At 47.1% G+C, this 25,272-nt stretch carries 24 protein-coding genes, 2 tRNA genes and 6 pseudogenes; 16 read left to right on the forward strand and 16 right to left on the reverse strand.

The genetic code is table 11. The features are described from left to right. Positions 1-95: 95 nt before the first annotated feature. Positions 96-1,216: pseudogene (locus tag C1P89_RS09000) on the reverse strand (IS3-like element IS2 family transposase); the annotation flags it as partial. Between the two features lie 33 nt (positions 1,217-1,249). On the opposite strand from C1P89_RS09000, the gene istA reads away from it, so the two are divergent. The 9 genes and pseudogenes from istA (at position 1,250) to C1P89_RS09050 (ending at position 6,022) form a co-directional block, all read left to right on the forward strand. Further along, positions 1,250-2,422 (forward strand): IS21-like element IS21 family transposase, encoded by a 1,173-nt coding sequence (istA, locus tag C1P89_RS09005; protein ID WP_000952382.1) that lies wholly within the window; start codon positions 1,250-1,252, stop codon positions 2,420-2,422. After that, positions 2,422-3,219, forward strand: a complete 798-nt coding sequence (gene istB, locus C1P89_RS09010; RefSeq protein WP_000544828.1) for an IS21-like element IS21 family helper ATPase IstB — start codon at positions 2,422-2,424, stop codon at positions 3,217-3,219. Before istA ends, istB begins: the two co-directional genes overlap by 1 nt. 215 nt (positions 3,220-3,434) lie before the next feature. Then, positions 3,435-3,557, forward strand: a pseudogene (locus C1P89_RS26450) (hypothetical protein); the annotation flags it as partial. Continuing rightward, positions 3,554-3,811, forward strand: a complete 258-nt coding sequence (locus C1P89_RS09020) for a hypothetical protein (protein ID WP_001064800.1) — start codon at positions 3,554-3,556, stop codon at positions 3,809-3,811. The pseudogene C1P89_RS26450 and the gene C1P89_RS09020, both read left to right, overlap by 4 nt. Continuing rightward, positions 3,811-4,185, forward strand: coding sequence for a RusA family crossover junction endodeoxyribonuclease (locus C1P89_RS09025; protein WP_001215509.1), 375 nt, complete (start codon positions 3,811-3,813; stop codon positions 4,183-4,185). Before C1P89_RS09020 ends, C1P89_RS09025 begins: the two co-directional genes overlap by 1 nt. Beyond that, a complete protein-coding gene (locus tag C1P89_RS09030; RefSeq protein ID WP_000762867.1) occupies positions 4,182-5,036 on the forward strand; it encodes an antitermination protein in 855 nt (284 codons plus the stop codon). The genes C1P89_RS09025 and C1P89_RS09030 overlap by 4 nt, the downstream gene beginning before the upstream one ends. 102 nt (positions 5,037-5,138) lie before the next feature. Further along, positions 5,139-5,214 (forward strand) — tRNA-Ile (locus C1P89_RS09035). 100 nt (positions 5,215-5,314) lie between these two features. Further along, positions 5,315-5,391 (forward strand) — tRNA-Arg (locus tag C1P89_RS09040). A gap of 499 nt (positions 5,392-5,890) precedes the next feature. Next, entirely contained in the window at positions 5,891-6,022 is a 132-nt protein-coding gene (locus tag C1P89_RS09050; RefSeq protein WP_000562553.1) for a DUF3927 family protein, read from the forward strand. 280 nt (positions 6,023-6,302) lie between these two features. Here C1P89_RS09050 and C1P89_RS09055 read toward each other — a convergent pair whose 3' ends face one another. After that, positions 6,303-6,638: an anti-adapter protein IraM gene (locus tag C1P89_RS09055; RefSeq protein ID WP_032156133.1), complete on the reverse strand. Its 336-nt coding sequence runs from the start codon at positions 6,636-6,638 to the stop codon at positions 6,303-6,305. A 260-nt stretch (positions 6,639-6,898) separates the two neighbouring features. Here C1P89_RS09055 and C1P89_RS09060 point away from each other — a divergent pair, with 260 nt between their 5' ends. Beyond that, positions 6,899-7,072 (forward strand): DUF1737 domain-containing protein, encoded by a 174-nt coding sequence (locus C1P89_RS09060; RefSeq protein ID WP_005145943.1) that lies wholly within the window; start codon positions 6,899-6,901, stop codon positions 7,070-7,072. Here the strand turns inward: C1P89_RS09060 and C1P89_RS26350 are convergent. Then, positions 7,069-7,173 (reverse strand): annotated as a pseudogene (locus C1P89_RS26350) (IS3 family transposase); the annotation flags it as partial. The gene C1P89_RS09060 and the pseudogene C1P89_RS26350 sit on opposite strands and share 4 nt — an antisense overlap. 54 nt (positions 7,174-7,227) lie before the next feature. On the opposite strand from C1P89_RS26350, the gene C1P89_RS09070 reads away from it, so the two are divergent. Further along, a protein-coding gene (locus C1P89_RS09070; protein WP_094096600.1) for an IS1-like element IS1A family transposase occupies positions 7,228-7,925 on the forward strand; the annotation gives its coding sequence in 2 pieces (ribosomal slippage) (positions 7,228-7,477 and positions 7,477-7,925; 699 coding nt in all). Positions 7,926-7,941: 16 nt separating this feature from the next. On the opposite strand, the pseudogene C1P89_RS09075 reads toward C1P89_RS09070, so the two are convergent. The 9 genes and pseudogenes from C1P89_RS09075 to C1P89_RS09120 all read right to left on the reverse strand — a co-directional run. Continuing rightward, positions 7,942-9,002, reverse strand: a pseudogene (locus tag C1P89_RS09075) (IS3-like element IS600 family transposase); the annotation flags it as partial. A 51-nt stretch (positions 9,003-9,053) separates the two neighbouring features. Next, complete coding sequence (locus C1P89_RS09080; RefSeq protein WP_000620675.1) at positions 9,054-9,665, reverse strand: hypothetical protein; 612 nt, start codon at positions 9,663-9,665, stop codon at positions 9,054-9,056. Positions 9,666-10,094: 429 nt separating this feature from the next. Then, positions 10,095-10,418 carry a hypothetical protein gene (locus tag C1P89_RS09085; RefSeq protein ID WP_001067387.1) on the reverse strand — a complete coding sequence of 108 codons (324 nt, stop codon included), beginning with the start codon at positions 10,416-10,418 and terminating at the stop codon, positions 10,095-10,097. A gap of 167 nt (positions 10,419-10,585) precedes the next feature. Continuing rightward, complete coding sequence (locus C1P89_RS09090) at positions 10,586-11,005, reverse strand: hypothetical protein (RefSeq protein WP_000882667.1); 420 nt, start codon at positions 11,003-11,005, stop codon at positions 10,586-10,588. Next, positions 11,005-11,295 carry a hypothetical protein gene (locus C1P89_RS09095; protein WP_001216626.1) on the reverse strand — a complete coding sequence of 97 codons (291 nt, stop codon included), beginning with the start codon at positions 11,293-11,295 and terminating at the stop codon, positions 11,005-11,007. The genes C1P89_RS09090 and C1P89_RS09095 overlap by 1 nt, the downstream gene beginning before the upstream one ends. Positions 11,296-11,615: 320 nt before the next feature. After that, the gene (locus C1P89_RS09105; RefSeq protein WP_000666098.1) at positions 11,616-11,906 is read right to left on the reverse strand and encodes a hypothetical protein; all 291 of its coding nucleotides are present in this window, start codon (positions 11,904-11,906) and stop codon (positions 11,616-11,618) included. After that, positions 11,906-12,792: pseudogene (locus C1P89_RS09110) on the reverse strand (helix-turn-helix domain-containing protein). The gene C1P89_RS09105 and the pseudogene C1P89_RS09110 overlap by 1 nt, the downstream one beginning before the upstream one ends. Before the next feature lie 363 nt (positions 12,793-13,155). Further along, positions 13,156-13,818, reverse strand: coding sequence for a DNA N-6-adenine-methyltransferase (locus C1P89_RS09115; protein WP_000021003.1), 663 nt, complete (start codon positions 13,816-13,818; stop codon positions 13,156-13,158). Between the two features lie 368 nt (positions 13,819-14,186). After that, complete coding sequence (locus C1P89_RS09120; protein ID WP_000996134.1) at positions 14,187-14,738, reverse strand: recombinase family protein; 552 nt, start codon at positions 14,736-14,738, stop codon at positions 14,187-14,189. A gap of 586 nt (positions 14,739-15,324) precedes the next feature. Here C1P89_RS09120 and C1P89_RS09125 point away from each other — a divergent pair. The 4 genes and pseudogenes from C1P89_RS09125 to cmoB form a co-directional block, all read left to right on the forward strand. Further along, positions 15,325-15,672 (forward strand): annotated as a pseudogene (locus C1P89_RS09125) (DUF72 domain-containing protein); the annotation flags it as partial. A 52-nt stretch (positions 15,673-15,724) separates the two neighbouring features. Next, the gene (locus C1P89_RS09130; protein WP_000252980.1) at positions 15,725-16,120 is read left to right on the forward strand and encodes an MAPEG family protein; all 396 of its coding nucleotides are present in this window, start codon (positions 15,725-15,727) and stop codon (positions 16,118-16,120) included. Between the two features lie 40 nt (positions 16,121-16,160). Beyond that, entirely contained in the window at positions 16,161-16,904 is a 744-nt protein-coding gene (cmoA, locus tag C1P89_RS09135) for a carboxy-S-adenosyl-L-methionine synthase CmoA (RefSeq protein WP_000019601.1), read from the forward strand. Beyond that, positions 16,901-17,872, forward strand: coding sequence for a tRNA 5-methoxyuridine(34)/uridine 5-oxyacetic acid(34) synthase CmoB (gene cmoB / locus C1P89_RS09140; RefSeq protein WP_000564745.1), 972 nt, complete (start codon positions 16,901-16,903; stop codon positions 17,870-17,872). Before cmoA ends, cmoB begins: the two co-directional genes overlap by 4 nt. A 164-nt stretch (positions 17,873-18,036) precedes the next feature. Here cmoB and torZ read toward each other — a convergent pair whose 3' ends face one another. The 4 genes from torZ to C1P89_RS09160 form a co-directional block, all read right to left on the reverse strand. Further along, positions 18,037-20,466 (reverse strand): trimethylamine N-oxide reductase TorZ, encoded by a 2,430-nt coding sequence (gene torZ / locus C1P89_RS09145; RefSeq protein WP_000176753.1) that lies wholly within the window; start codon positions 20,464-20,466, stop codon positions 18,037-18,039. A gap of 24 nt (positions 20,467-20,490) precedes the next feature. Then, the gene (locus C1P89_RS09150) at positions 20,491-21,591 is read right to left on the reverse strand and encodes a NapC/NirT family cytochrome c (RefSeq protein WP_001214309.1); all 1,101 of its coding nucleotides are present in this window, start codon (positions 21,589-21,591) and stop codon (positions 20,491-20,493) included. A 387-nt stretch (positions 21,592-21,978) separates the two neighbouring features. After that, positions 21,979-22,725 (reverse strand): copper homeostasis protein CutC, encoded by a 747-nt coding sequence (gene cutC, locus C1P89_RS09155; protein WP_001185741.1) that lies wholly within the window; start codon positions 22,723-22,725, stop codon positions 21,979-21,981. 13 nt (positions 22,726-22,738) lie between these two features. Beyond that, positions 22,739-23,305: a VOC family protein gene (locus C1P89_RS09160; protein ID WP_005140097.1), complete on the reverse strand. Its 567-nt coding sequence runs from the start codon at positions 23,303-23,305 to the stop codon at positions 22,739-22,741. A 215-nt stretch (positions 23,306-23,520) separates the two neighbouring features. Between C1P89_RS09160 and argS the strand changes: the two genes are divergently transcribed. Beyond that, entirely contained in the window at positions 23,521-25,257 is a 1,737-nt protein-coding gene (argS, locus tag C1P89_RS09165) for an arginine--tRNA ligase (protein ID WP_001025298.1), read from the forward strand. Positions 25,258-25,272: the final 15 nt, after the last annotated feature.

Genomic DNA, 25,272 nt, shown 5'->3' on the forward strand with positions numbered 1-25,272 from the left:
TTCTATTTCAGGAAGGAGTGTCCGTTAAACTCAGGCTACCTCACGGTTCTCTGGGAACGATTTACCGGCGTTTTTATAACGGACTGGATTTGCCCCTATATTTCCAGACATCTGTTATCACTTAACCCATTACAAGCCCGCTGCCGCAGATATTCCCGTGGCGAGCGATAACCCAGCGCACTATGCGGATGCCATTCGTTATAATGCTCGAACGCCTCTGCAAGGTTCTTTGCTGCCGTTAACCCGTCTGGTTTGGGCATGATACTGATGTAGTCACGCTTTATCGTTTTCACGAAGCTCTCTGCTATTCCGTTACTCTCCGGACTCCGCACCGCCGTGTTCTTCGGTTCAAGTCCCAACATCCGGGCGAACTGGCGTGTTTCATTAGCCCGGTAGCATGAACCATTATCCGTCAGCCACTCCACTGGAGACGACGGAAGATCGTTGCCGAAGCGGCGTTCCACCGCTCCCAGCATGACGTCCTGTACTGTTTCACTGTTGAAGCCGCCGGTAGTCACCGCCCAGTGCAGTGCCTCACGATCACAGCAGTCCAGCGCGAACGTGACACGCAGTCTCTCTCCGTTATCACAGCAGAACTCGAACCCGTCAGAGCACCATCGCTGATTGCTTTCTTTCACGGCCACTCTGCCTGTATGTGCCCGTTTCGATGGCGGTACAGCAGGTTTTCGCTCAAGCAACAGCGCATTCTGGCGCATGATCCGGTAAACACGTTTGGCATTGATCGCAGGCATACCATCAAGTTCTGCCTGTCTGCGAAGCAGCGCCCATACCCGACGATAACCATACGTGGGCAGCTCTCCGATAACATGGTGTATACGGAGAAGCACATCCGTATCATCAGTGTGACGACTGCGGCGGCCATCCATCCAGTCATCGGTTCGTCTGAGAATGACGTGCAACTGCGCACGCGACACCCGGAGACAACGGCTGACTAAGCTTACTCCCCATCCCCGGGCAATAAGGGCGCGTGCGCTATCCACTTTTTTGCCCGTCCATATTCAACGGCTTCTTTGAGGAGTTCATTTTCCATCGTTTTCTTGCCGAGCAGGCGCTGGAGTTCTTTAATCTGCTTCATGGCGGCAGCAAGTTCAGAGGCAGGAACAACCTGTTCTCCGGCGGCCACAGCAGTAAGACTTCCTTCCTGGTATTGCTTACGCCAGAGAAATAACTGGCTGGCTGCTACACCATGTTGTTTCCTTAAGGTTCTCACACCAGAAAGGACATCAACATGCTGAGCAGAGAGGACTTTTACATGATAAAGCAAATGCGCCAGCAGGGCGCGTACATCGTCGATATTGCGACTCAGATTGGTTGCTCTGAACGGACGGTCAGACGCTACCTCAAATACCCTGAACCGCCAGCCAGAAAGACCCGCCACAAAATGGTTAAGCTGAAACCGTTTATGGATTACATCGACATGCGCCTGGCAGAGAATGTCTGGAATAGCGAGGTTATCTTCGCGGAGATTAAGGCAATGGGTTATACGGGCGGACGTTCCATGCTGCGTTACTACATCCAGCCCAAACGTAAAATGCGTCCGTCAAAAAGAACAGTTCGCTTCGAAACTCAGCCTGGATACCAGCTCCAGCATGACTGGGGCGAAGTTGAGGTGGAGGTTGCCGGGCAACGGTGCAAAGTTAACTTTGCGGTTAATACGCTGGGGTTCTCCCGCAGCTTCCATGTCTTCGCCGCACCAAAACAGGATGCTGAGCATACCTACGAATCACTGGTTCGCGCCTTCCGCTACTTCGGTGGTTGTGTGAAAACGGTGCTGGTTGATAACCAGAAGGCTGCGGTGCTGAAGAATAACAACGGGAAAGTCGTGTTCAACTCCGGATTCCTGTTGCTGGCTGACCACTATAACTTCCTGCCACGGGCATGCCGTCCACGCAGGGCCAGAACAAAAGGTAAGGTTGAGCGGATGGTGAAATACCTCAAGGAGAACTTCTTCGTCCGGTACCGCAGGTTCGACAGCTTCACTCATGTCAATCAACAACTGGAGCAATGGATAGCCGATGTGGCTGACAAACGGGAGCTTCGCCAGTTCAAAGAAACGCCGGAACAGCGCTTCGCGCTGGAGCAGGAACATCTGCAGCCGTTACCGGATACAGACTTCGATACCAGTTACTTCGATATCCGCCATGTGTCCTGGGACAGCTATATCGAGGTTGGTGGTAATCGTTACAGCGTTCCCGAAGCGCTGTGTGGTCAGCCGGTATCGATACGAATATCGCTGGATGACGAGTTGCGGATCTACAGTAATGAGAAACTGGTGGCCTCACATCGCCTCTGTTCAGCATCGTCTGGCTGGCAGACAGTGCCGGAGCATCACGCCCCGCTCTGGCAGCAGGTCAGTCAGGTGGAACATCGACCACTGAGTGCCTATGAGGAGCTGTTGTGATGCATGAACTGGAAGTCCTGCTGAGTCGCCTGAAAATGGAGCATCTGAGTTATCACGTTGAAAGCCTGCTGGAACAGGCAGCTAAAAAAGAGCTGAACTACCGGGAGTTCCTGTGCATGGCGCTACAGCAGGAATGGAACGGCAGGCATCAGCGCGGTATGGAGTCCAGGCTGAAGCAGGCTCGTCTGCCGTGGGTCAAAACGCTGGAGCAGTTCGACTTTACCTTCCAGCCGGGCATCGACCGTAAGGTTGTCCGGGAACTGGCTGGTCTGGCGTTCGTGGAGCGCAGCGAAAACGTGATCCTGCTGGGCCCTCCTGGTGTCGGAAAAACTCATCTGGCCATAGCTCTTGGCGTGAAAGCGGTGGATGCGGGACATCGGGTACTGTTTATGCCACTGGACAGACTGATCGCGACACTGATGAAAGCGAAACAGGAAAACCGGCTGGAGCGTCAGCTACAGCAACTGAGTTATGCCCGGGTGTTGATCCTGGATGAAATAGGCTATCTGCCGATGAACAGAGAGGAAGCCAGTCTGTTCTTCCGGCTACTGAACCGTCGATATGAAAAAGCGAGCATCATACTGACGTCAAACAAAGGGTTCGCAGACTGGGGAGAAATGTTCGGAGATCACGTACTGGCAACAGCGATCCTGGATCGGCTGCTACATCACTCAACCACGCTGAATATCAAAGGAGAGAGTTACCGGTTAAAAGAGAAACGTAAAGCTGGAGTGCTGACCAAAAACACAACGCCAATCAGTGATGATGAAATGGTGGAAAGCGGACAGCATCAGTAACGAAAGTATTTAGCGGGCATGAAAATGGCAAATAACGGTCAAACATCGTGGCGTTGACACAATTGCGATCTTTTCCTGTGTGGTACGCCGTCTGCGTTTCTCCGGCCCTAAGACATCAATCATCTGTACTCCAATGACTAGTCTAAAAACTAGTATTAAGACTATCACTTATTTAAGTGATACTGGTTGTCTGGAGATTCAGGGGGCCAGTCTACGGACATTTTCTGCCTGTGGACCAGGAAAGTGCACGGGTGCTTTCCACTCCCATGAAGCCCGGCAATCCGCGCAGATACAGTAATAAACGAACTGACAGCAGTAAGATGGAGCGTTTCTTTTGAACAACCAGACAATGACTTTTACCCCTGAACAATTGCGTAAACACGCGCAGGAAATGCTGCGTCATGCTGAACAACTCGAAAAAACGGGCATAACAAAAGACGCTATCCGTAAAGATATGGTACCCGCGCTTCGGGAACTGATGCAGGCGAAGCATCGCGCACAGAAAGCAGTAGATGAGCTGGTGGACTGTGTGGCAGAGCTGGAAACCAGAGTCGGAAAGTTTGAAAAACTGGTGCAGGAGGTGCTGCGCTGATGCGCCATGAGTTTATTTTACCTTATCCGCCGACGGTGAATACTTACTGGCGACGTCGTGACAACACATATTTTGTATCAAAAGCCGGTGAGCGTTATCGCCGGGATGTGGCGCTTATTGTCCGTCAGCAGCGACTGAAATTAAGCCTGTCCGGAAGACTGGCGATAAAGATTATTGCAGAGCCACCGGATAAGCGCCGTCGTGACCTGGACAATATCCTGAAAGCACCACTGGATGCACTGACACATGCGGGAGTGTTAATGGACGATGAGCAGTTTGATGAAATCAATATCGTTCGTGGTCAGCCAGTATCTGGTGGACGTCTGGGGGTGAAGATTTACCCCATAATGCATGAAGAGCAGGTCAAAAAATGAAACTGGAAGATTTACCGAAATACTACTCCCCAAAATCCCCTTGCCTGACCGATGCATCGGCCTCAACGTCAAAAGATGCGCTGAGTATCACTGATGTGATGGCCGCGCAGGGCATGACACAGAATCGGGCTGAGATGGGGTTTTCTGCGTTCCTGGGGAAAATGGGCATCAGTATGAATGACAGGGCGCGGGCAACAGAATTACTGGCAGATTATGCACTCAGTCGGTGCGATCGTGTGGCGGCGTTGAGAAAACTTCCGGCAGAAATAAAACCGGTAGTGATGCGCATTATGGCTTCGTACGCTTTTGAGGATTATGCCCGCAGCGCAGCGAGTAAAAAGCAGTGCCCTTGTTGCTATGGGGAAAAATTTATTGAAAGCGTAGTTTTTACAAACAAGGTCCAGTATCCGGATGGTAAGCCGCCGGTATGGGCAAAGTGTACGAAAGGTGTGTATCCGTCTTACTGGGAAGAATGGAAAAAAGTCAGGGAGGTGGTAAAAGTTGCCTGTCCGGAGTGTGGCGGAAAGGGTGAGGTTTCCACCGCCTGTAAGGATTGCCGTGGGCGTGGTGTCGCCATTCATCGTGAAGAGTCGGTAAAACGTGGTATGCCTGTTATCAGAGACTGCCAGCGTTGTGGTGGTCGTGGCTATGAAAGACTACCATCAACGGAGGCATTTAATGCTATATGCGAGGTGACAAACCAGATAACACGCGCGTCATGGGAAAAAACAGTTAAGAAATTCTATGATGCGCTGGTGACCCGGTTTGATATTGAAGAAGCATGGGCTGAGCGGCAGTTAAAAAAGGTAACTAGGTTGATTTTTCCGGAATCTGTGGTAAATTCGTCATAACTATGGGCGTTTTATGCCTGACGTTAGAAGAGTTTCTACAACCCGCCGCCGAGCGGGTTTTTTATTGCGGAATTAATTACGGACCGTTATTATTCTGCTCCCGGCCCTTTAGCTCAGTGGTGAGAGCGAGCGACTCATAATCGCCAGGTCGCTGGTTCAAATCCAGCAAGGGCCACCATCACAAACCGCCATTAGCTTATCAGGAAGAGCAGACGACATGATAACAGGGTTGTTGGTGCGGGGGCGGGTCCCCGATGGCGGTCCATTATCGGTATTCAGCGTTGTTAGCTCAGCCGGACAGAGCAATTGCCTTCTAAGCAATCGGTCACTGGTTCGAATCCAGTACAGCGCGCCATATTCATTCTTCCAGATTCCTTCCGGCAGAGCCTTATACTGAAATATACCTGGCTCAGGATATTGTTGAAAATATTTTATGTTTGTCAAAAATAAAAGTTCTGTTAAGTATTGATTGAGTGTTTGTTATACGGTCTAATGGTTTTTTCAGCATTAAATATTTATCATTCATATGGTGTGGGTAGAGTGAATATTGATGAGGCGTCGGGGTGTTTCATCCTTAGGCAGCGTATTGATATAGTCAATGCAGCACGAGCAAAGGCCTTCAGCCGTTTGACAGTTTTGTTCTGTACTCCTGATCGTCTTTCGGGAAGAGACGTTATTATTCTGAATAGTGATGCTATACAGAGGGTTTGCGATGAGTTCATGGTTGCTAATTCAGAATTATTTGCTCTTGTTCAGGAGTACAACAGAATAGCCAGGACCTGTGGTATGGATGAACTTCGGATTACTCATCTGGGGTAGATACATATCTGGATTATCACCTGTTACGGTAAAAAGTGATTGCTTACTGTTTTTGTGAATGGCATTGCAGCAGCCGGATAATGTCAGTGCTGGCTGACGGTGTGCTGGTGGCGGGTGTGGTGGTTGTTGCTTTCCCGTTGCTGAAAAAGAAAACGCCAGACTGTTAGCCGGGTATCAGTTAGCGGGAGAAATTTTTAAATACTTCACAATTCAGGCGGTTGACTGTTGTCTGGTTTGCGGGGAGTTTGTTAAAAGAAACTGGCATGGTGAATCCCCCTGTGCGGAGGGGCAATCAGCGAGTAGGTATATGGGATAATCGCGGATTCAGGTGCTGGTACTGAATTCACCGGGAGGCACCCGGCACCATGCAATGGCACATAGCGCCACTCTCCAGCCCCTCTCCGGAGGGGCTGTTTATATTGATTTTGTCAGATGTGAGTAAACTCCTTATGGACTTTGTTGTTTTAGTCCATAAGGACATATTTGCAGAGTGCAACGGTTATTAAAGCATTCATTCAATACGTTATCTGTATTTGTAGGGCATTCCTGGCTATTTTTGATTGAATTCCAGAATGTTTTATTGAATGGTACTACGTTGTAAATGGTTACAGGTAGCACTTTGTTATTGAGCATGATGCCTGTGTGAGTCAGTGTAAATATACTTTCAGGAGGTAAGAAAGCATCCGATTGATACCAGATTATTAATTTTATTTTACTCCATATGACTGAAAAAGATATTCCGCATGATGGCTGGATAACTGTATCAATCACAATCCACTTCATTTAGTTTCCTTGTTTATGCCTTGCTGGTGATGTTCTGAAAAGTATAAATGATATTTTTGAATGTAAACCATAGAGCAGAATTATTTTTCTGATGTTGTTTATTGTTTATTTAAATGCAGGGTGGTTTATATCTCGTCTTGTAGTTTATCCATGCATATCTGCTTGATAATCAGGTTTTTATTTAAGGTATGGTTTTGTGTTTTTTCTGTATTACATGTCAGGTATTTTAAAGAATTATTTTTCAGATGGTGGAAAGAACCATGGCATTTAAACACTATGATGTTGTCAGGGCGGCGCCGCCGTCAGATCTTGCGGAAAAGCTGACACATAAACTGAAAGAGGGCTGGCAGCCGTTTGGTAGTCCGGTGGCCATAACCCCTTATACCCTGAGGTGTACTGGCAATAGCGGACACTACCATTTGTTCTTTTTTTAAGCAGCCATCTGATGATATTTTTCCCTGAAGGCTGCCGGGGAGATATTCCCCAGACGAGAGTGACGACGCTGACGATTGTAGAAAATCTCAATGTATTCCCGGTGATGCTGCCAACTTACTGATTTAGTATATGATGGTGTTTTTGAGGTGCTCCAGTGGCTTCTGTTTCTATCAGCTGTCCCTCCTGTTCAGCTACTGACGGGGTGGTGCGTAACGGCAAAAGCACTGCCGGACATCAGCGCTATCTCTGCTCTCACTGCCGTAAAACATGGCAACTGCAGTTCACTTACACCGCTTCCCAACCCGGTACGCACCAGAAAATCATTGATATGGCCATGAATGGCGTTGGATGCCGGGCAACTGCACGCATTATGGGCGTTGGCCTCAACACGATTTTACGTCACTTAAAAAACTCAGGCCGCAGTCGGTAACCTCGCGCATACAGCCGGGCAGTGACGTCATCGTCTGCGCGGAAATGGACGAACAGTGGGGCTATGTCGGGGCTAAATCGCGCCAGCGCTGGCTGTTTTACGCGTATGACAGTCTCCGGAAGACGGTTGTTGCGCACGTATTCGGTGAACGCACTATGGCGACGCTGGGGCGTCTTATGAGCCTGCTGTCACCCTTTGACGTGGTGATATGGATGACGGATGGCTGGCCGCTGTATGAATCCCGCCTGAAGGGAAAGCTGCACGTAATCAGCAAGCGATATACGCAGCGAATTGAGCGGCATAACCTGAATCTGAGGCAGCACCTGGCACGGCTGGGACGGAAGTCGCTGTCGTTCTCAAAATCGGTGGAGCTGCATGACAAAGTCATCGGGCATTATCTGAACATAAAACACTATCAATAAGTTGGAGTCATTACCTGTATTCCCGTATTACTGAGATGGCTTCATCCCGGTTATTAAAACGATAGTGGCTCAGGCTCTCATTTTTCAGCGTTCCCCAGAAGCTTTCCATCGGAGCGTTGTCGTAACAGTTACCTTTACGCGACATTGATGTTTTCAGACCAGACTGCTCCTGTATGACCCGGTAATCGTATGCGCAGTACTGTGAACCTCGATCAGAGTGGTGGATTAGCCCGGCAGGTGGGCGCTGGCTCCTGAGCGCCATAAACAGGGCTTTACCTGTCAGCTCTTTTGTCATGCGCTCTCCCATGGCGTAGCCGACAATTTCGCACGTATAAACATCTTTGATGCCAGCGAGGTACAACCATCCCTCCTGTGTGGCAACATACGTCAGGTCCGCCACCCAGACCTGATTTGGTGCTGTAGGAGCGAACGTCTGGTTCAGCAGATTTGGCGCAACTGGCAGATTGTGGTTCGAGTTCGTAGTCGCTCTGAACTTGCGTTTCTGCTTACAGCGTAGCCTTAGCTCCTTACGAAGACGTGCCAGTCGGTCACGACCAACGATGATGCCATTCTCTGCCAGCTCCGTCTGGAGCCGCCGGGTTCCATATGTTTCGCGAGTGCGGATATGTGCCACCTTAATCTCCAGTTTTAGCCGCTCATCACTTTGTTTTCTGTCTGAGGGTTCATGCTGTACCCAGTTGTAATAACCGCTCCTGGATACACCAAATACCTGACACATCGCTTCAATGGGAAATTGTTGTCGCCATTGTTCGATTAACGCGTATTTTTCAGCGACTCCTGTGCAAAATACGCTGTTGCTTTTTTTAATATATCTCGCTCAAGGCGAGCTTCATTTAACGCCTTACGCAGTTGCAGAATTTCAGATTCCAGTTCAGCCACCGTGCGGGAACCAGGAGTACCGAGCCCTTTTCTGGCGGCGGTAACCCATTGTCCTAAAGTGCCTTCAGGAAGAGATAATCGGGAAGCGCCTTCACTGATCGAAAGTTGATTTTCAAGAACCGTTCTGACAGCTTCGGCTTTGAACTCTTTAGAGTAACGTTGGGTTTTTCTGCTCATTATTAGCTCCTTCTGATGCCATTCTATTTCAGGAAGGAGTGTCCGTTAAACTCAGGCTACCTCACTAATCAGCTTAGCCAGTCTTGATTTCAGCAAATTAATCTCATTTTCTCTTGCTTTCATCAGTTTCTCTTTGGCAATTTCTTCAAGCTCAGCTTGTGATTTATCAGCAACAATTAGAGACAGTCGATGTGGTGCTCTGACAGCTCTTTCTGTACGAACAACTCTTTGACCTTCTGGTAAATCTGCAATCACTTTACCAATCTCTACAGGGTCATACCCCCAACCGTCACGGTCTAGTCGAGAGAAACAAGCATAAGAATTGGTTTGAAGCTCCATCGAAATAACCATTTCGTCAATTTCGTCTTCAAGCTTGGACTGAATTTTCTCGTAAACACTTCTCATTGCTTCTTGAGAGTCTTTAATAGCTTGGAAATATCGGCGTTGTAGCTTCAACTTCAAATCAAGTTCACACCGTTCGTTCATAGAAAAATCAATTTCAACTCTTGGAATCTCGAGTGGTTCTGGTGGAATATATGGACCTTTATTTACTTCGTGTGATTCCCGCCAAGCTCTATCAAAAGATTCACGCAAAGTTAATTCGTGAATATCAAGTGCACTTGGTCTGTGTTCGATAAGCATTTCATGTTCATTTCTAATCATTCGTTCACCCCTTAGTTTATTTGTTATTTCAATTTATAGAAGCACACTCAGCAATCAGAGGTGAAGAGTCTGACTGAACAAGAACCTGCCAAGTGTGCTTTTAAAAACTGAAAAAGCCCTAAACATTTCTGTGAAGGGCAAAGGATTCAATAATGAATGAACAAGAGTACTTTTTGAGATAGCCTCTCAGACTAACCTGAAAGGCCATGACGAAAAGCATTGCACCTTTCCAACTCAGAATATCCATCCATCGGATTATTGAAAGAAAAATAAGAGAGAATTGCTCTCCCATAATTAAAATTATGCCATGCTTAAGGTTATTTGTCAACAGCTTTTTAACAGGTTGATAACATCAATTCTTATTTACCGCATTGTTAATAATGCAACCAACAAATAAGCCAAGCAACGTCCAAGCAATTATTAAACCCATTAGTGAACCCTCACAGAATCCGTCACCAGAATATTATCACTGTACAGGATTGTCACAGCACCTTTCAAAAATTGCTCTGGGGAAATACTGTATATGTTCGTTTGCTCGATAACCAATCTTTTCATGTTGCTGTCTGTAATTGGTAGCATCATTCGAGGCTCGTTAAACTCCACCGACTGAATAAAGTCAGAGATGTTTTCTGCATTATCAGCCATCAGCTTTAGTAATTTATCAAAATTAATTGCGATACCTGCATCAATGAAGCTTTGCACCATCATAGCAGTGTCGTTATCAACCATAATTTGCATTGGGTAATTATTCATTTTTAAATCTCCTATGAAACACACCTCAGACCTCTTAAAATAGCCATTCTGAGGCCAGTAACCATGCGGGTTACAGAGGGAGTTGCACTGGCTGGTAAGGTAATTTATCAAATTAAGGTGCAACTCTGCCTGTAAAGTGCATTCTACCGTTTCTTAGATGGTTATTTTTAATTGTCTTTATTAATCAATGACTTAACGTAGAAATACTGTCTCCGTGAAATACCATATTTTTCTGTAATGTATCGCTGAGATTGACCAGCATTTATGGCCTGAGTGATATCATCACGGTTATAGCGGTTACCACGGGATTTATATTTGTCACCATCCACATCTTCTGAGGTATTGAAGTCTTCAATCAGCTTAATTGCATCGTGAAGGTCATCTTCTGAGGCATAATCGAAGGTATGGATAATCTCAAAATCACCAGTATCTGCTGGTGCATTCTTCCATCTGGAGAAGCGGGATTTTAATTGCTGGTGTGTGAAGGGTTCAGCATTACGAGTTAAATCTTTCCATGTTCCGTTATTCTCACGGACAAGGTGACCTCTATGGCGATAAAACGCATGATAATCAAATGTGCATAGCATTAAACCCCCAGCTTATCCGCCAGTTGATGAACCTTGGCACTCAACACCTGAATCATTGAGCAACCTGCCACTGCGGACTGTGCTTTGAGTAGTTCCAGTTGGCCCGTTGTGATTCTGATGGCCTTAGAACCCTCTGCAACGCCCTTGATAGCGTCAAACGGTGTAAGGGCTGTGTGTTCCTTCAGAATCTCACCAACAAGTGCTGTGTGGCTCATGGCTGGGTATTTGTCTTTGATTGCTGCCAGTCTGGAATATGCCTCTGGCAAAAGGCGTGTAACTGTGTGTCTCATTAAATTTTCCTTCTTAAAATCTTTGACTTATAACTAACTTTAACATATTTATAACATATTGTCAACAACTCATTTACATGTTAATATGGTTGTAGGGGGCTGATACAGGTCATTCCCTTTGATAAATAAGGGGAATTAATGGGCTTTCTTGAAACAATTGCTGAATCTCACAGATTCGCAAGCTTAGGTTGCTTTGTGTTTCTGGTGCTTCTTGTGTATCAGCTTTTAAAAATGATTATCGCCAGAAGTACACGATTCAATTTCAGCATTAAGCTTTTCAAATATGAAATCACAATTACGATTGATGATGGTAAAACAAACTAACGTTTTGTGATAATATTGGTGGCCTTTAAGTTGCTGGGGTCACCGTCTTTTAATCGTAGCTGGTGGATTGAATTCCAGATATCAAAATGATACAGCACTGCAAACCTCAAAGCGTCAATCTTTAAATCTGTCACACCATCGTAAAAGAAATAACCCCTCCCTTCTTTCTTTGGTCTAATCCGGTAAACTTCCCCGTGAGTATCCTTCATAAGATGACCTTCACGAGAAATGCTGTAACGCTTTAACAGGTAATCTTTGTATCTCTTTTCACCGTGATATTCTTTCATTACTTAATTCCTCCACCGGCAAAATACATCTTCGGTTTAATTTTTTGCTTCTTGTCATCCTGAGTTTGTTTCTTTTTCGGTGAAAGATAATAATCATCTTCACTGTCATCGAATGGGTCTAAACCCGATACTTTGTTCTTTTGTCTTGCAAGCTCGAATCTCTTTTTCTTCTCTGCCCTCTTAATGGCTTTTTCACGTTCATCCTCTTCATCATCGAAGGGGTCCAACTCATCATCAGTGGCGGGGCACTGTGTGTTTTTATGGTCACTATCAACACTCACATCAGTGATTTCTCTGTCTTGTTTAGAAGTCTTTTTAGAGCTTACTTCAAGGTCAGATTCATTCATAGAGAGAAAATCATTTAATTCATCCAAAGAAAGAAAGTCATCTTCTTTAATATCATCATTAAGTCCAGTCTCTTTATTCTTATCTGTAATATTATTATCTAATGTTTTATCTAATAACTTATCTCTCTAACACGGGTGACATTTTGTCACTACCCCCATGACATTTTGTCACTGGTAGTGGTGTCATTTTGTCTTACTGAGGCTGCAACTTCCTGTGATGTAGGTCTTACAAGTAATTCCGGCTTATCATCCAGTGTGAATACACGATAAGTGCTTTGACGCCCCTGATTCTTTTGCACCTGAATTAAACCGTGTTTCTCAAGTGTCTCAATGGCTCTGATTGCTGTTCTCTTTGATACACCAGCCATATAAGCGAGATGGTCAATACTTGGTGAATATGATTTGTATTTCTCTTCATAGAAGTCACAGCTATGGACCATGACCATATAAATCAATCTTGCTGCTGCGTTAATTTCTTCTGAAAGTTGAGAGATTCGCACATCAAATTTATAAAACTGATTTGGGTTATATTTAGACATTCATAAATTACCTCATACGTGAAAAGGCCAACCGGATAAAACCGATTAGCCTGTGTGATTAAAATATCTGGGGGATTGATGGACTGATAAAGAAGTCCATGCCTGAAACAGTACGATGATTAAAACGCTGAGGTATACCCTGAATGAGAGGTTAATATACGCCAACCATCTGACACCTCCCCAAGTGTTACCACTTCAAGACATGAACTTTTTTATCAGCCCATATAGAAACTATAACAGATGTGATTATAAATTGCAACAATTATTTCACAGAATGATTACTGATTGGTCATTTATTGTTCACAGGGATACTTCTTAACATCTGAATCACCTGTCTTGTAAATGACCATATTTATGAGAATTTTAGCTCAACCTTTGAGCAATCCTGTATGACGTGCTCAGAGGCATTCTGAGAGCATCTGCAATGTACTTAATGGGTTTTCCTTGCCTGTATAGTTTTATGAAGCTGTCGAGCGTCTCAGGTGGGTAAATGGTGGGTCTTCCTCTTAGTCCACCACGGTTAATGATGGTTAACGGTAGCAATGTATCAGCACAGCAAACCATCTGTGTAATTTCATGCTTACGTGGTTCTTTTTTAAAAACAACGACTGCACTTGGAAACGGTGACCTAATAGTAAGCCTGTTATGCCCTGCTGGTGGAAGGTATTTAACTGCACGATGAAGAATACGGATTTCATGACAGTGGTTATTGCTGTAAATGTGCCTAAGCCAGTAGCTGGTGTTGGCTCTATGCGGTATCAGGAAAGCTACTAAATCCGCTTCAGACGCTTTTAAGAGGAACGACGGAATATCGCTGTACGGCGGGTTACAGAAGACCTTTTCACTAACCCATGATTGACGGCTTATATCATCGGTGAATCGTGGTAACAGCGTGTCATGCTCAGTTGCAGCACCATCTAGACTGAAAATAAATTCACGGTGTAAGTTCTTAAATAACAAAAATGGAGTTCTCCAGTAATCAGAACCCCCATGATGCTTCCCGATTAAAATATGCTCAATTGACATAAGAAATAAAAATTTTTATTGCAATCACTCTTGACAAGGTTTACTCTCTTTTAAGAGATACTTAACAGGTTTTCTAAACGGATATCCTTTCTGGGATATCTATCTTTTATCTTAAAAGTTTTTACAGATACTTTAAAGATATCTGTATATATTCTGTACAGTAACTTTTCAGAGTCTGAAAATTTTTATAAAAAATGACTAGCCCTCTTTGAATCTCATCTTCCCCGAATCTTCGAAAATATCTGTCTAGTTGATTCGGTAGAATCTACCTCATGATGTATACGTGTTTAGTACCCGTCACACCAGCTATGTGACCCCCTTGGCAAAAAAGCCAAATATCAGCTACATCCATGTAACTATTCAGTAACTTATTTAGCAAGTCTGTAATAAGTTGCTCTAGAGATTCCTAGCTCTTCCTGAATCTGCAACCTCGTTTTACCTTGTGAAATAAGCATCTGTACAGCCTCTGAAGAAGCTTTTACAGGTCTTCCCATATGTACCCCTTCAGCTTTAGCACGTTCAATACCAGCCTTTCTACGCTCTGCTATCAAGCTTCTTTCAAGCTGTGCCAACGTTGACATAATGCCTAACATTGCTTCACCCATAGCGCTTGATAAGTCAAATCCTTCTCTAAGGCTGATAACTGTCACACCTTTAGCCTGTAGCGCTTTAACCGTTGATAACACATCAATTGTGTCACGTCCAAGACGGTCTACAGCTACCACAACTACGGTGTCACCTTCTCGTGCATAAGCTAACAAACTGCTGAAACCGTTTCTTAAAGAAGCTTTGACAGAACCACTGACAGCTTCATCAGCGAACCATTTAGCAATGTTGTACCCTGCCTCTTCAATTTGCATTTGCTGGTTAGTGATGGATTGGTCATCTGTACTCACCCTGCAATATCCAAGTATCGCCATAATGTTCCCCTTAGAAGTCTCAAAAGTTAGTCTCATAAGTTTAGCTGTCTCATAATCCAAAAACAACCTTTTGAGACTACTTGAGGGTGCATTCTACCGTTACGTTGAAAGTGTCTCAAAAGGACTTCCTTATGAGACTGGTTAATAGAGCGCTATGAAGATTCAGGAGGGTAACTATAACCATCACTTTCTAACTTTCACGTAGGAAATCGTTAAGTTTCTTGATAGTTACACCATGTGACCAACTATCTATATATCGTTATATAGTCCTGTATATAGCACTATATGTAGTGTCTGGAGAGGGACGACTAACACGATACAGTTTACCCTGAAAAGAGACTTCACAGATTCTTTATATATTTCAATAAGTTATGCTAAAAAGAGACTATACCGATACTGCATAGAATTTGTGTAGGATTGCATAGATACTTGGAAAAACACCGTTAAATTGCATAGTCATTCACCTGATATTGTCCTGTTTTTACAGGTAGTTGATTCGGATGTTCTAGGAATCATCCTCATAGTTGATTCGGTTAGTTGGGCTTGTACCAACCCCTAATCAACCTCATAGTGTATTTAGACCTTGATGATTTTAGACAGCCGCCCTGTTCATGCAGCACGTCCACACAGTGAAGCTATTCGCGACGCTCAACGAAAAAAACCTAAAGTTCCGGTACATGCTGTACTGACGGCGACAAATCCGCTGATTCGTTTTATCGGTAGTGATGATATGACGCAAAACCGGGAATTATTTCAGGTCTGGTTACAGAAATTAGCGCAGTGGCATCAGACCACTACGCCTTATCTTTTTTTACATACGCCAGACATTGCCCAGGCCCCGGAACTGGTACATACCCTGTGGGAAGACTTACGTAAAACGCTTCCAGAGATCGGAGCAGTTCCGGCTATTCCACAGCAATCTTCTCTTTTCTGAATTTGCCACCTATCATAGACAGGTGCCATCGGCCATTTTAAAGGGAGTTTGTATGGTAAGCGCGCTATATGCCGTTTTAAGTGCGTTGTTATTAATGAAGTTCTCTTTTGATGTCGTTCGCCTGCGAATGCAGTACCGCGTTGCCTATGGTGACGGTGGTTTTAGCGAACTGCAAAGCGCTATTCGCATTCATGGTAACGCGGTGGAATATATTCCCATCGCGATTGTGCTGATGCTGTTTATGGAAATGAATGGCGCAGAAACCTGGATGGTGCATATTTGCGGCATCGTTTTGCTTGCTGGTCGTCTGATGCATTATTACGGTTTTCATCACCGTCTGTTTCGCTGGCGACGTTCCGGCATGAGCGCCACCTGGTGTGCGCTGTTGCTGATGGTGCTGGCGAATCTTTGGTATATGCCCTGGGAGTTGGTTTTCTCCCTGCGTTAGCGCACAATACGCCACTTTCTTTTTCCCGGATTTTTACGTTATGTCTCACCGCGACACGCTATTTTCTGCCCCTATCGCCAGACTGGGCGACTGGACCTTTGATGAACGGGTAGCTGAAGTCTTCCCGGATATGATCCAGCGTTCCGTTCCCGGCTATTCCAATATTATTTCCATGATTGGTATGTTAGCCGAGCGCTTCGTTCAACCTGGTACGCAGGTTTACGATCTGGGTTGTTCTCTGGGCGCGGCGACGCTCTCGGTGCGTCGCAACATTCATCATGATAATTGCAAAATTATTGCCATCGACAACTCCCCGGCGATGATTGAACGCTGCAGTCGTCATATTGACGCCTATAAAGCCCCTACGCCAGTAGACGTCATTGAAGGTGATATTCGCGATATCGCCATTGAAAACGCATCGATGGTGGTGCTGAATTTTACCCTGCAATTCCTGGAACCTTCCGAGCGCCAGGCATTACTGGATAAAATTTATCAAGGACTGAACCCGGGCGGCGCGCTGGTGCTTTCGGAAAAATTCAGTTTCGAAGATGCCAAAGTTGGTGAACTGTTGTTCAACATGCACCACGACTTTAAACGTGCCAACGGTTACAGCGAACTGGAGATCAGCCAGAAGCGCAGCATGCTGGAAAACGTGATGCTGACCGATTCCGTGGAAACCCATAAAGCACGCCTGCATAAAGCCGGTTTTGAGCATAGCGAGCTGTGGTTCCAGTGCTTTAACTTTGGTTCACTGGTGGCATTAAAAGCAGAGGACGCTGCATGATCGACTTTGGTAACTTTTATTCTCTGATTGCCAAAAATCATCTTTCACACTGGCTCGAAACGCTGCCCGCGCAGATTGCTAACTGGCAGCGCGAGCAGCAGCACGGGCTGTTTAAGCAGTGGTCCAACGCGGTGGAATTTCTGCCTGAAATTAAACCGTATCGTCTGGATTTATTGCATAGCGTAACCGCCGAAAGCGAAGAGCCACTGAGCACCGGGCAAATTAAACGCATTGAAACGCTTATGCGGAACCTGATGCCATGGCGCAAAGGGCCGTTCTCACTGTATGGCGTCAACATCGATACCGAATGGCGTTCCGACTGGAAATGGGATCGTGTTCTGCCCCATCTTTCTGATTTAACCGGACGCACCATTCTGGATGTCGGCTGCGGCAGCGGTTATCACATGTGGCGCATGATTGGCGCAGGCGCGCACCTCGCGGTGGGGATCGACCCTACGCAACTGTTTCTGTGCCAGTTTGAAGCGGTGCGTAAACTACTGGGTAACGATCAGCGCGCACATTTGTTACCGTTAGGTATTGAACAGCTTCCGGCACTGAAAGCCTTTGATACCGTCTTTTCGATGGGCGTGCTTTACCATCGCCGTTCGCCGCTGGAGCATCTCTGGCAGTTGAAAGATCAACTGGTGAATGAGGGTGAACTGGTGCTGGAAACGCTGGTTATTGATGGCGATGAGAACACGGTGCTGGTACCAGGCGATCGTTACGCGCAAATGCGTAATGTCTATTTCATCCCTTCCGCGCTGGCGCTGAAAAACTGGCTGAAGAAGTGTGGTTTTGTAGATATCCGCATTGTGGATGTGTGCGTTACCACTACTGAAGAGCAGCGACGCACTGAATGGATGGTTACCGAATCTCTGTCCGATTTCCTCGACCCACATGATCCGAGTAAGACAGTTGAAGGTTATCCTGCGCCTAAACGCGCGGTGCTGATTGCGCGCAAGCCGTAAAGGTCTGGTATTACTGCCGGATGCGGCGTGAATGCCTTATCCGGCCTACAAACCCTTGCTAATTCAATCTATTGCAGGGACTATGTAGGCCTGATAAGCATAGCGCATCAGGCAGTTTTACGTTTGCATAACCTCAGCGCCCGTTTCCGGGCGCTATTCACTTCTTACGCCTGAACAGCAGGCTTATCAAATGCCGTTAACTTCGGTGCGTTACCCGTATATTTTTCGATATACACCAGCGCAGAGTTACCGGCACAGGCATTTGCCAGCTGCGAGCTGGGGATATCCGCCGTTAACACGTTCGCACTGCCGTTTTTACACAAGCCGTTTTCCAGATCTGGCCATGCACCTTCATGCACGCATACCACGCCTTTTTTGATCCCGTCAGTCACCACCGCGCCTGTCAAAATCTGACCACGTTTGTTCCAGACACGCACCAGATCGCCATTCGCAATACCAAATCGAGCAGCATCTTCGGTGTGAATAGTGATCGGTTCACGATCGGCAACCGCATATTTTTTACGCAGTTCCGCATAGTTAAGCTGACTGTGTAAACGGTGTGCCGGATGTGCGGTCAGAAGCTGCAACTGCTTCTCGTCGGCGGTACCCTTCCACTCATCAGGCGCAAGCCAGGTTGGGTGTGCCGGGCAATCCTTATAGCCAAATTTTTCCAGCGTTTTGGAGTAAATCTCAATTTTGCCACTTGGCGTACCCAGCGCATTTTTCACCGGATCGGCGCGGAAATCACCATAACGAACGTACTGTTCGTTCTTCTCGCTGCGGCGCATTTCGATCAGTTTATTTTGCTGCCAGAAGGCATTAAACATTGGCATAGTGACGCGTTGCGCACGGGCCCCTTTCTGAGCGGCATCATAGAAAAATTTCAGCCACGCCATTTCATCTTTACCTTCGGTATAGATCTCTTTTCCGCCAGGTTTGAGTAATTCCGCAAGATCGGCAAACACATCAAAATCGTTTCGCGCTTCAAATTGCGGAGCAACAGCCTGCTTCATCGGCACAATATGCTGGTTGCTGTAATCACCGGTCATCGTCAAGTCATTGCGCTCAAACGATGTGGTGATCGGTAATACGATATCTGCGTGTTTAGCAGCTGCGGTCCAGTAGCATTCAGAAACGACGATCATCTCCGGTTTCTGCCATGCTTTAATCAGACGATTAGTATCCTGGTGATGGGTAAAGTTACCGCCACCCGCCCACCAGATCATTTTGATATTCGGATACGTTTGCTCTTTACCGTTATGCTGATATTTGCCGCCAGGATTTTCCAGCGCATCGACGATACGGGCAACAGGAATCGCCCTCATTCCGCCATCATCAGCGGCCTCGCTGGCCTGTCCGGCAATCGCCGCAGACATTTCCGGCAGCACGCCGCCAACACGTGTCGGGTTGCCACCATTGGAGTAATGATAAGAGAAACCAAAACCGCCGCCCGGTGTACCAATCTGCCCTAACATCGCCGCCAGCGTCACCAGCATCCAGTGTTTCTGTTCACCATATTGCTGGCGCTGAATTCCCCAGCCTGCCATCAGCATTGTGCGATTCGCCGCCATCAGTTCAGCGAGTTTGACTATCTGCGCTTCCGGTACGCCAGTAATTTCCGCCGCCCAGGCCGCGCTCTTCGGCGTATTATCGCTCTTACCTCTCAGATACTCTTCAAACTGCGGATACCCGGTAGTGTATTTTTCAAGGAACACTTTATCGTGTTTGCCTTGTGTCATCAGGGTATGCGCAATCCCTAACATCAGTGCCACGTCGGTGCCCATATTCGGCGCGATCCAGGTGGCATTATCGCCAAAGAAGTCGATGGTTTCGGAGCGGATAGGATCAATGGCAATCACTGGTTTGCCAGATTTTTTCAGCTGATGGAAGTATTCCAGCCCTTGCTCATCGGTACTGCTCCAGGCAATTTTTAAGGTATTCAGCGGGTTCATCCCCCACAGCACCACAACCTGGCTGTTTTCCAGAATCAGCGGCCAGGAGGTCTGCTGTTCATACACCTCTACAGAACCGACCACATGCGGCATGATCACCTGTGCCGCCCCGGTTGAATAATCGCCGCTATGCCCGGAATAACCGCCCGCCAGGTTCATATAACGTTGCAGTAAGGTTTGCGCTTTATGCAACACGCCAGAAGAGCGCCAGCCGTATGATCCGGCAAAAATAGCCGATGGTCCGTTAGCTTTGCGAATGCGATCGTGTTGCTCATGAATCAGTTTTAATGCTTGTTCCCAGCTCACCTGTACATAGGTATCTTCGCCACGACCTTTCGTCGGTTGCAGTGGATTATCGAGATAGCTTTTTCTCACCATCGGATGCTGAATACGCGTCGTGGTGTGTACCTGATCCGCCGCCGTAGACTGTAAGGAATTCGGTATGGTTTTCGCCAGCGCGCCTGTTGAAGAAACAATCTTGCCGTCCTTCACTTCTACGTTCATCGCTCCCCAACGTCCCGCGGTGAGGATTTTACCGTCCTTCTCTTCTGCCCATGCGGGGAGCGGTGCTGCCGATGTCACCACCAGCGCTCCAGCGGCAATACCGCTGTGTTTAATAAATTCACGTCTTGTTAATGTCATAACTTCCTCCCTGATCAACGAGGATCACTGTTTCTCGGTAATATCTTTGGCGTTGTACTGGAAATACCGCGTTAAAATGTCCAGTTCGTTTTCGCTCATGCTGGTTCGTGCCCCCATTCCTTTGGCAATGGACGGCCACGCATTGACGGTGTAATGGTCGGCGGCAATAGGGGCATGACAACCAGCGCAATAGGTATCGTCAAGTTTTTCAGCGTATTGCCATAGCGGTTTACGGTCCGCTAATCCGGGATCGGTAAGCGCACCCTGTAAAGACGCCTGACGCCATTGATTGCCGTATTCGTCAGCCTGCCATTCCCCGTTTACCGTGAGCGCCTTGATACCTTCTTCACTTAATGTGGCTAGCGCCAGCCGTTGACCTGCCGCCAGGTAGAGCGTGTTTTCACTGCCCTGCATTTGATAACCCTGCAACAGAACGATCGGCTGTTTGCCACTGGCATCAACGACGGTGAGATCGGTACCAGGATTCACGGTAGCCAGCTCGCCTATGCGAGAAGTTTTGAAAGGATAAATATGTGCGCCATTAGTCACTGAAGTAGCGGCCTGACTTTCCAGCTCATGCGCCGCGTTGTCATCCATTTTTATTTCTGGCGGAAAATGGGCAATGCCTTTATGACAATCGATACAGGTTTCGCCGCCCTTTTGTGCTTTGTTATGCATTTTCTGCGCAGATTCACTTTGCGAGGCAATATCCATGGCATCAAAAGAATGGCAACTACGGCACGTTGCAGAGTCAGTTGCTTTTAATTCTTTCCATACTGTTTCGGCCATTTCCTGGCGATGAGTTTCGAACTTATCGTCACTGTCTATTTTGCCGCTAACAAATTCATGATAAATATCTTTAGATGCTTTTAATTTAGCAAATAAATAATCCATCCCTGACTTTGGAATATGGCAATCTGCACATTCCGCACGTATCCCTTTCTGGTTCGAAAAGTGGACAGTTCCCTGATATTCCTCAAAAGGTTTACTCATCGAGTGGCAGGAAAGGCAAAATGCTGTATCCGACGTTTTATGTAAGGCTTTTTGCGCCAGCAATAACCCGCCGCCACCAACCACAACCGCTATCAGCAAAAACAATAACCCAATGCGTTTTTTCCCTCGCATAGATTCCTCTAAATAAATTCCAGAACACCGAAATCATTGTATAATTAAATACACAACGAATTAACCGCTTGCATAACTCGGCACAACACTGCCTGAAATAATCGATAAAGAATATGATTTATTACAATGTAATCATTAATTGCTAAGGAATAACCCAGTTGCTATTTAGAATATATATTTATCAGTTTTAGCAATTTAAATCCCATAATCAATGTGAATATAAAAAATATTATTAGCACAACGCTATGTTCACTGTCACCCGCTCAACAGATCACGGTTATCGTTCGTTTTTTATACTGCTCAGGGATAAAAAAAGGCCCCTGTTGAAATTGCAGGGGCCTGGTACGAGCAAGCATCATATTGGGCGACATGATGCAACGGTAAAAATCATTTGGCCTGATGGCGTTCAATGATTCCTTTCATTTCAGCAACCGCCGCCCCGTCTACGATATAACGCGAATACTCGTCCGCGTGTTCATCTGATGACATGGACAATCCTTGATTACGATAACGCATCGGTGAGGCTTGCCACGCTCCCGCGGAGCTATGGACTTCCAGCACTCCGGCATCGAGGAAGTGGTGCAGGTTTTCTGCACGGACTCCTGCTCCGGCCATAATGATTGGAGCATCACGATGGGCAATAAGTTCCATAATTTTTGATAAACCTTGCAGTGCGTCTGATTTTTGCCCTGATGTCAGTACCCGGGCAATGCCCAATTCCGCAAGATTATTGAGTGTATATAAAGGGTTAGCGCACATATCGAAGGCGCGATGAAAAGTCACTGCCAGCGGACCGGCAGCAGCCATTATTTTTTCCATTCGTGGCATATCGACATTCCCGTCAACATCGAGAACGCCCGTCACCAGTCCAGGAAAACCTAATTCGCGGACCGTGCGCACATCCTCAAGAATGGCGGCAAACTCACCGTCGCTGTAGCAAAAATCACCACCGCGTGGGCGAATTATCGGATGCACAGGGATCGTCACCCGCTGGCGCACGGATTTCAGTACCCCCAACGACGGCGTTAAGCCCCCCTCTTTTGGGGCTGCGCATAATTCAACTCTGTCTGCGCCGTTTTGCTGCGCCGTTAGTGCACATTCCATGCTGTAACAGCAAATTTCCAGTAATGCCATTTTTGCTCCTTAATTACGCTGACTGCTCGCTGGCAACGATCTCTTCAATGGACCACGGATGAAACTTAATAGTTGTTTTGCCATCGGTGACCGCCAGCGTCGGATTCGGTAATCGCTCATGCTCACCTTTTGGTGAACTGGTTTTAACTGAGATCCCCGGTAGGCTGAGTCCTTCATCAGAAAGCAATGCCAGCGCACGGGCATTCAGCGTTTCTGGATCACCCAGCAGAACGATTTCAATATGTTCCCAACCTTCGTGTGGGTAACGTTTTTCCCCGGGCCACGGTAGCTCCACAATAGAAAACTGCCAGTGCGCAACCTGTACCGGTTCATGCAATTTAAACAGACAAATCGGTCTGCCATTGATCATATTTTCTGACAAAAGCTCGCCACACTGTTCAAACCCGCGACGCCAGCGTTCAGCAGTGGCGTTTTGATGGCAACGCAAAGAAATGTGATCGGCAGTCAGCGGAGTGATATTCAACCCCAGACGGAGGGAAAGTTCATCTAATGCGTGGGTAAATCGCGGTAAATCCGATGCAATATCCTGCAGCTCGTCGATAGATTGCCAGTTCGCCATAATCACTCTTCGTCTTTCAGTAAAAGCGTTAATTTACCCTGTTGCCCTGCGCCAACCAACCGCTGATTTCACGCCGCTTCTGATGCAATAGTGAAAACGGCAATACGCCACGCGCACGTTGCTGACGAAAACAGCCATTTGCAGTATACTCCCGCCCTAATTTCTTTAACTGGTGCGGGCAATTTTTGCTCGCTTCATCAATGTAAGGTATTCCGGTGAATATTCAGGCTCTTCTCTCAGAAAAAGTCCGTCAGGCCATGATTGCGGCAGGCGCGCCTGCGGATTGCGAACCGCAGGTTCGTCATTCAGCAAAAGTTCAGTTCGGCGACTATCAGGCTAACGGCATGATGGCAGTTGCTAAAAAACTGGGTATGACACCGCGACAATTAGCAGAGCAGGTGCTGACTCATCTGGATCTTAACGGTATCGCCAGCAAAGTTGAGATCGCCGGTCCAGGCTTTATCAACATTTTCCTTGATCCGGCATTCCTGGCTGAACATGTTCAGCAGGCGCTGGCGTCCGATCGTCTCGGTGTTTCTACGCCAGAAAAACAGACCATTGTGGTTGACTACTCTGCGCCAAACGTGGCGAAAGAGATGCATGTCGGTCACCTGCGCTCTACCATTATTGGTGACGCAGCAGTGCGTACTCTGGAGTTCCTCGGTCACAAAGTGATTCGCGCAAACCACGTCGGCGACTGGGGCACTCAGTTCGGTATGCTGATTGCATGGCTGGAAAAGCAGCAGCAGGAAAACGCCGGTGATGAAATGGAGCTGGCTGACCTTGAAGGTTTCTACCGCGATGCGAAAAAGCATTACGACGAAGATGAAGAGTTTGCCGAGCGTGCACGTAACTACGTGGTAAAACTGCAAAGCGGTGACGAATATTTCCGCGAGATGTGGCGCAAACTGGTCGACATCACCATGACGCAGAACCAGATCACCTACGATCGTCTCAACGTGACGCTGACCCGTGATGACGTGATGGGCGAAAGCCTCTACAACCCAATGCTGCCAGGAATTGTGGCGGATCTCAAAGCCAAAGGTCTGGCAGTAGAAAGCGAAGGGGCGACCGTCGTATTCCTTGATGAGTTTAAAAACAAGGAAGGCGAACCGATGGGCGTGATCATTCAGAAGAAAGATGGCGGCTATCTCTACACCACCACTGATATCGCCTGTGCGAAATATCGTTATGAAACACTGCATGCCGATCGCGTGCTGTATTACATCGACTCCCGTCAGCATCAACACCTGATGCAGGCATGGGCGATCGTCCGTAAAGCAGGCTATGTACCGGAATCCGTACCGCTGGAACACCACATGTTCGGCATGATGCTGGGTAAAGACGGCAAACCGTTCAAAACCCGCGCGGGTGGTACAGTGAAACTGGCCGATCTGCTGGATGAAGCCCTGGAACGTGCACGCCGTCTGGTGGCAGAAAAGAACCCGGATATGCCAGCTGACGAGCTGGAAAAACTGGCTAACGCGGTTGGTATTGGTGCGGTGAAATATGCGGATCTCTCCAAAAACCGCACCACGGACTACATCTTCGACTGGGACAACATGCTGGCGTTTGAGGGTAATACCGCGCCATACATGCAGTATGCTTACACGCGTGTATTGTCCGTGTTCCGTAAGGCAGAAATTAACGAAGAGCAACTGGCTGCAGCTCCGGTAATCATCCGTGAAGATCGTGAAGCGCAACTGGCAGCTCGCCTGCTGCAGTTTGAAGAAACCCTCACCGTGGTTGCCCGTGAAGGCACGCCGCATGTGATGTGTGCTTACCTGTACGATCTGGCTGGTCTGTTCTCTGGCTTCTACGAGCACTGCCCGATCCTCAGCGCAGAAAACGAAGAAGTGCGTAACAGCCGTCTGAAACTGGCACAACTGACAGCGAAGACGCTAAAGCTGGGTCTGGATACGCTGGGTATTGAGACAGTAGAGCGTATGTAATCGATTTTTCGTGAG

Source organism: Shigella sonnei, from assembly GCF_002950395.1.
Taxonomy (GTDB): domain Bacteria; phylum Pseudomonadota; class Gammaproteobacteria; order Enterobacterales; family Enterobacteriaceae; genus ECMA0423.

Excerpts from the sequence above, each read along its gene's own strand:
- torZ (WP_000176753.1), bottom strand. The coding sequence starts at position 20,466 with ATGACATTAACAAGACGTGAATTTATTAAACACAGCGGTATTGCCGCT.
- C1P89_RS09160 (WP_005140097.1), bottom strand. The coding sequence starts at position 23,305 with ATGGCGAACTGGCAATCTATCGACGAGCTGCAGGATATTGCATCGGAT.
- C1P89_RS09030 (WP_000762867.1), top strand. The coding sequence starts at position 4,182 with ATGAAACTGGAAGATTTACCGAAATACTACTCCCCAAAATCCCCTTGC.
- C1P89_RS09060 (WP_005145943.1), top strand. The coding sequence starts at position 6,899 with ATGGCATTTAAACACTATGATGTTGTCAGGGCGGCGCCGCCGTCAGAT.
- C1P89_RS09150 (WP_001214309.1), bottom strand. The coding sequence starts at position 21,591 with ATGCGAGGGAAAAAACGCATTGGGTTATTGTTTTTGCTGATAGCGGTT.
- C1P89_RS09095 (WP_001216626.1), bottom strand. The coding sequence starts at position 11,295 with ATGAGACACACAGTTACACGCCTTTTGCCAGAGGCATATTCCAGACTG.
- C1P89_RS09085 (WP_001067387.1), bottom strand. The coding sequence starts at position 10,418 with ATGAATAATTACCCAATGCAAATTATGGTTGATAACGACACTGCTATG.
- C1P89_RS09055 (WP_032156133.1), bottom strand. The coding sequence starts at position 6,638 with ATGAAGTGGATTGTGATTGATACAGTTATCCAGCCATCATGCGGAATA.
- C1P89_RS09115 (WP_000021003.1), bottom strand. The coding sequence starts at position 13,818 with ATGTCAATTGAGCATATTTTAATCGGGAAGCATCATGGGGGTTCTGAT.
- C1P89_RS09025 (WP_001215509.1), top strand. The coding sequence starts at position 3,811 with ATGCGCCATGAGTTTATTTTACCTTATCCGCCGACGGTGAATACTTAC.
- istA (WP_000952382.1), top strand. The coding sequence starts at position 1,250 with ATGCTGAGCAGAGAGGACTTTTACATGATAAAGCAAATGCGCCAGCAG.
- C1P89_RS09105 (WP_000666098.1), bottom strand. The coding sequence starts at position 11,906 with ATGAAAGAATATCACGGTGAAAAGAGATACAAAGATTACCTGTTAAAG.
- cmoA (WP_000019601.1), top strand. The coding sequence starts at position 16,161 with ATGTCTCACCGCGACACGCTATTTTCTGCCCCTATCGCCAGACTGGGC.
- C1P89_RS09090 (WP_000882667.1), bottom strand. The coding sequence starts at position 11,005 with ATGCTATGCACATTTGATTATCATGCGTTTTATCGCCATAGAGGTCAC.
- cmoB (WP_000564745.1), top strand. The coding sequence starts at position 16,901 with ATGATCGACTTTGGTAACTTTTATTCTCTGATTGCCAAAAATCATCTT.
- C1P89_RS09080 (WP_000620675.1), bottom strand. The coding sequence starts at position 9,665 with ATGATTAGAAATGAACATGAAATGCTTATCGAACACAGACCAAGTGCA.
- C1P89_RS09120 (WP_000996134.1), bottom strand. The coding sequence starts at position 14,738 with ATGGCGATACTTGGATATTGCAGGGTGAGTACAGATGACCAATCCATC.
- C1P89_RS09130 (WP_000252980.1), top strand. The coding sequence starts at position 15,725 with ATGGTAAGCGCGCTATATGCCGTTTTAAGTGCGTTGTTATTAATGAAG.
- cutC (WP_001185741.1), bottom strand. The coding sequence starts at position 22,725 with ATGGCATTACTGGAAATTTGCTGTTACAGCATGGAATGTGCACTAACG.
- istB (WP_000544828.1), top strand. The coding sequence starts at position 2,422 with ATGCATGAACTGGAAGTCCTGCTGAGTCGCCTGAAAATGGAGCATCTG.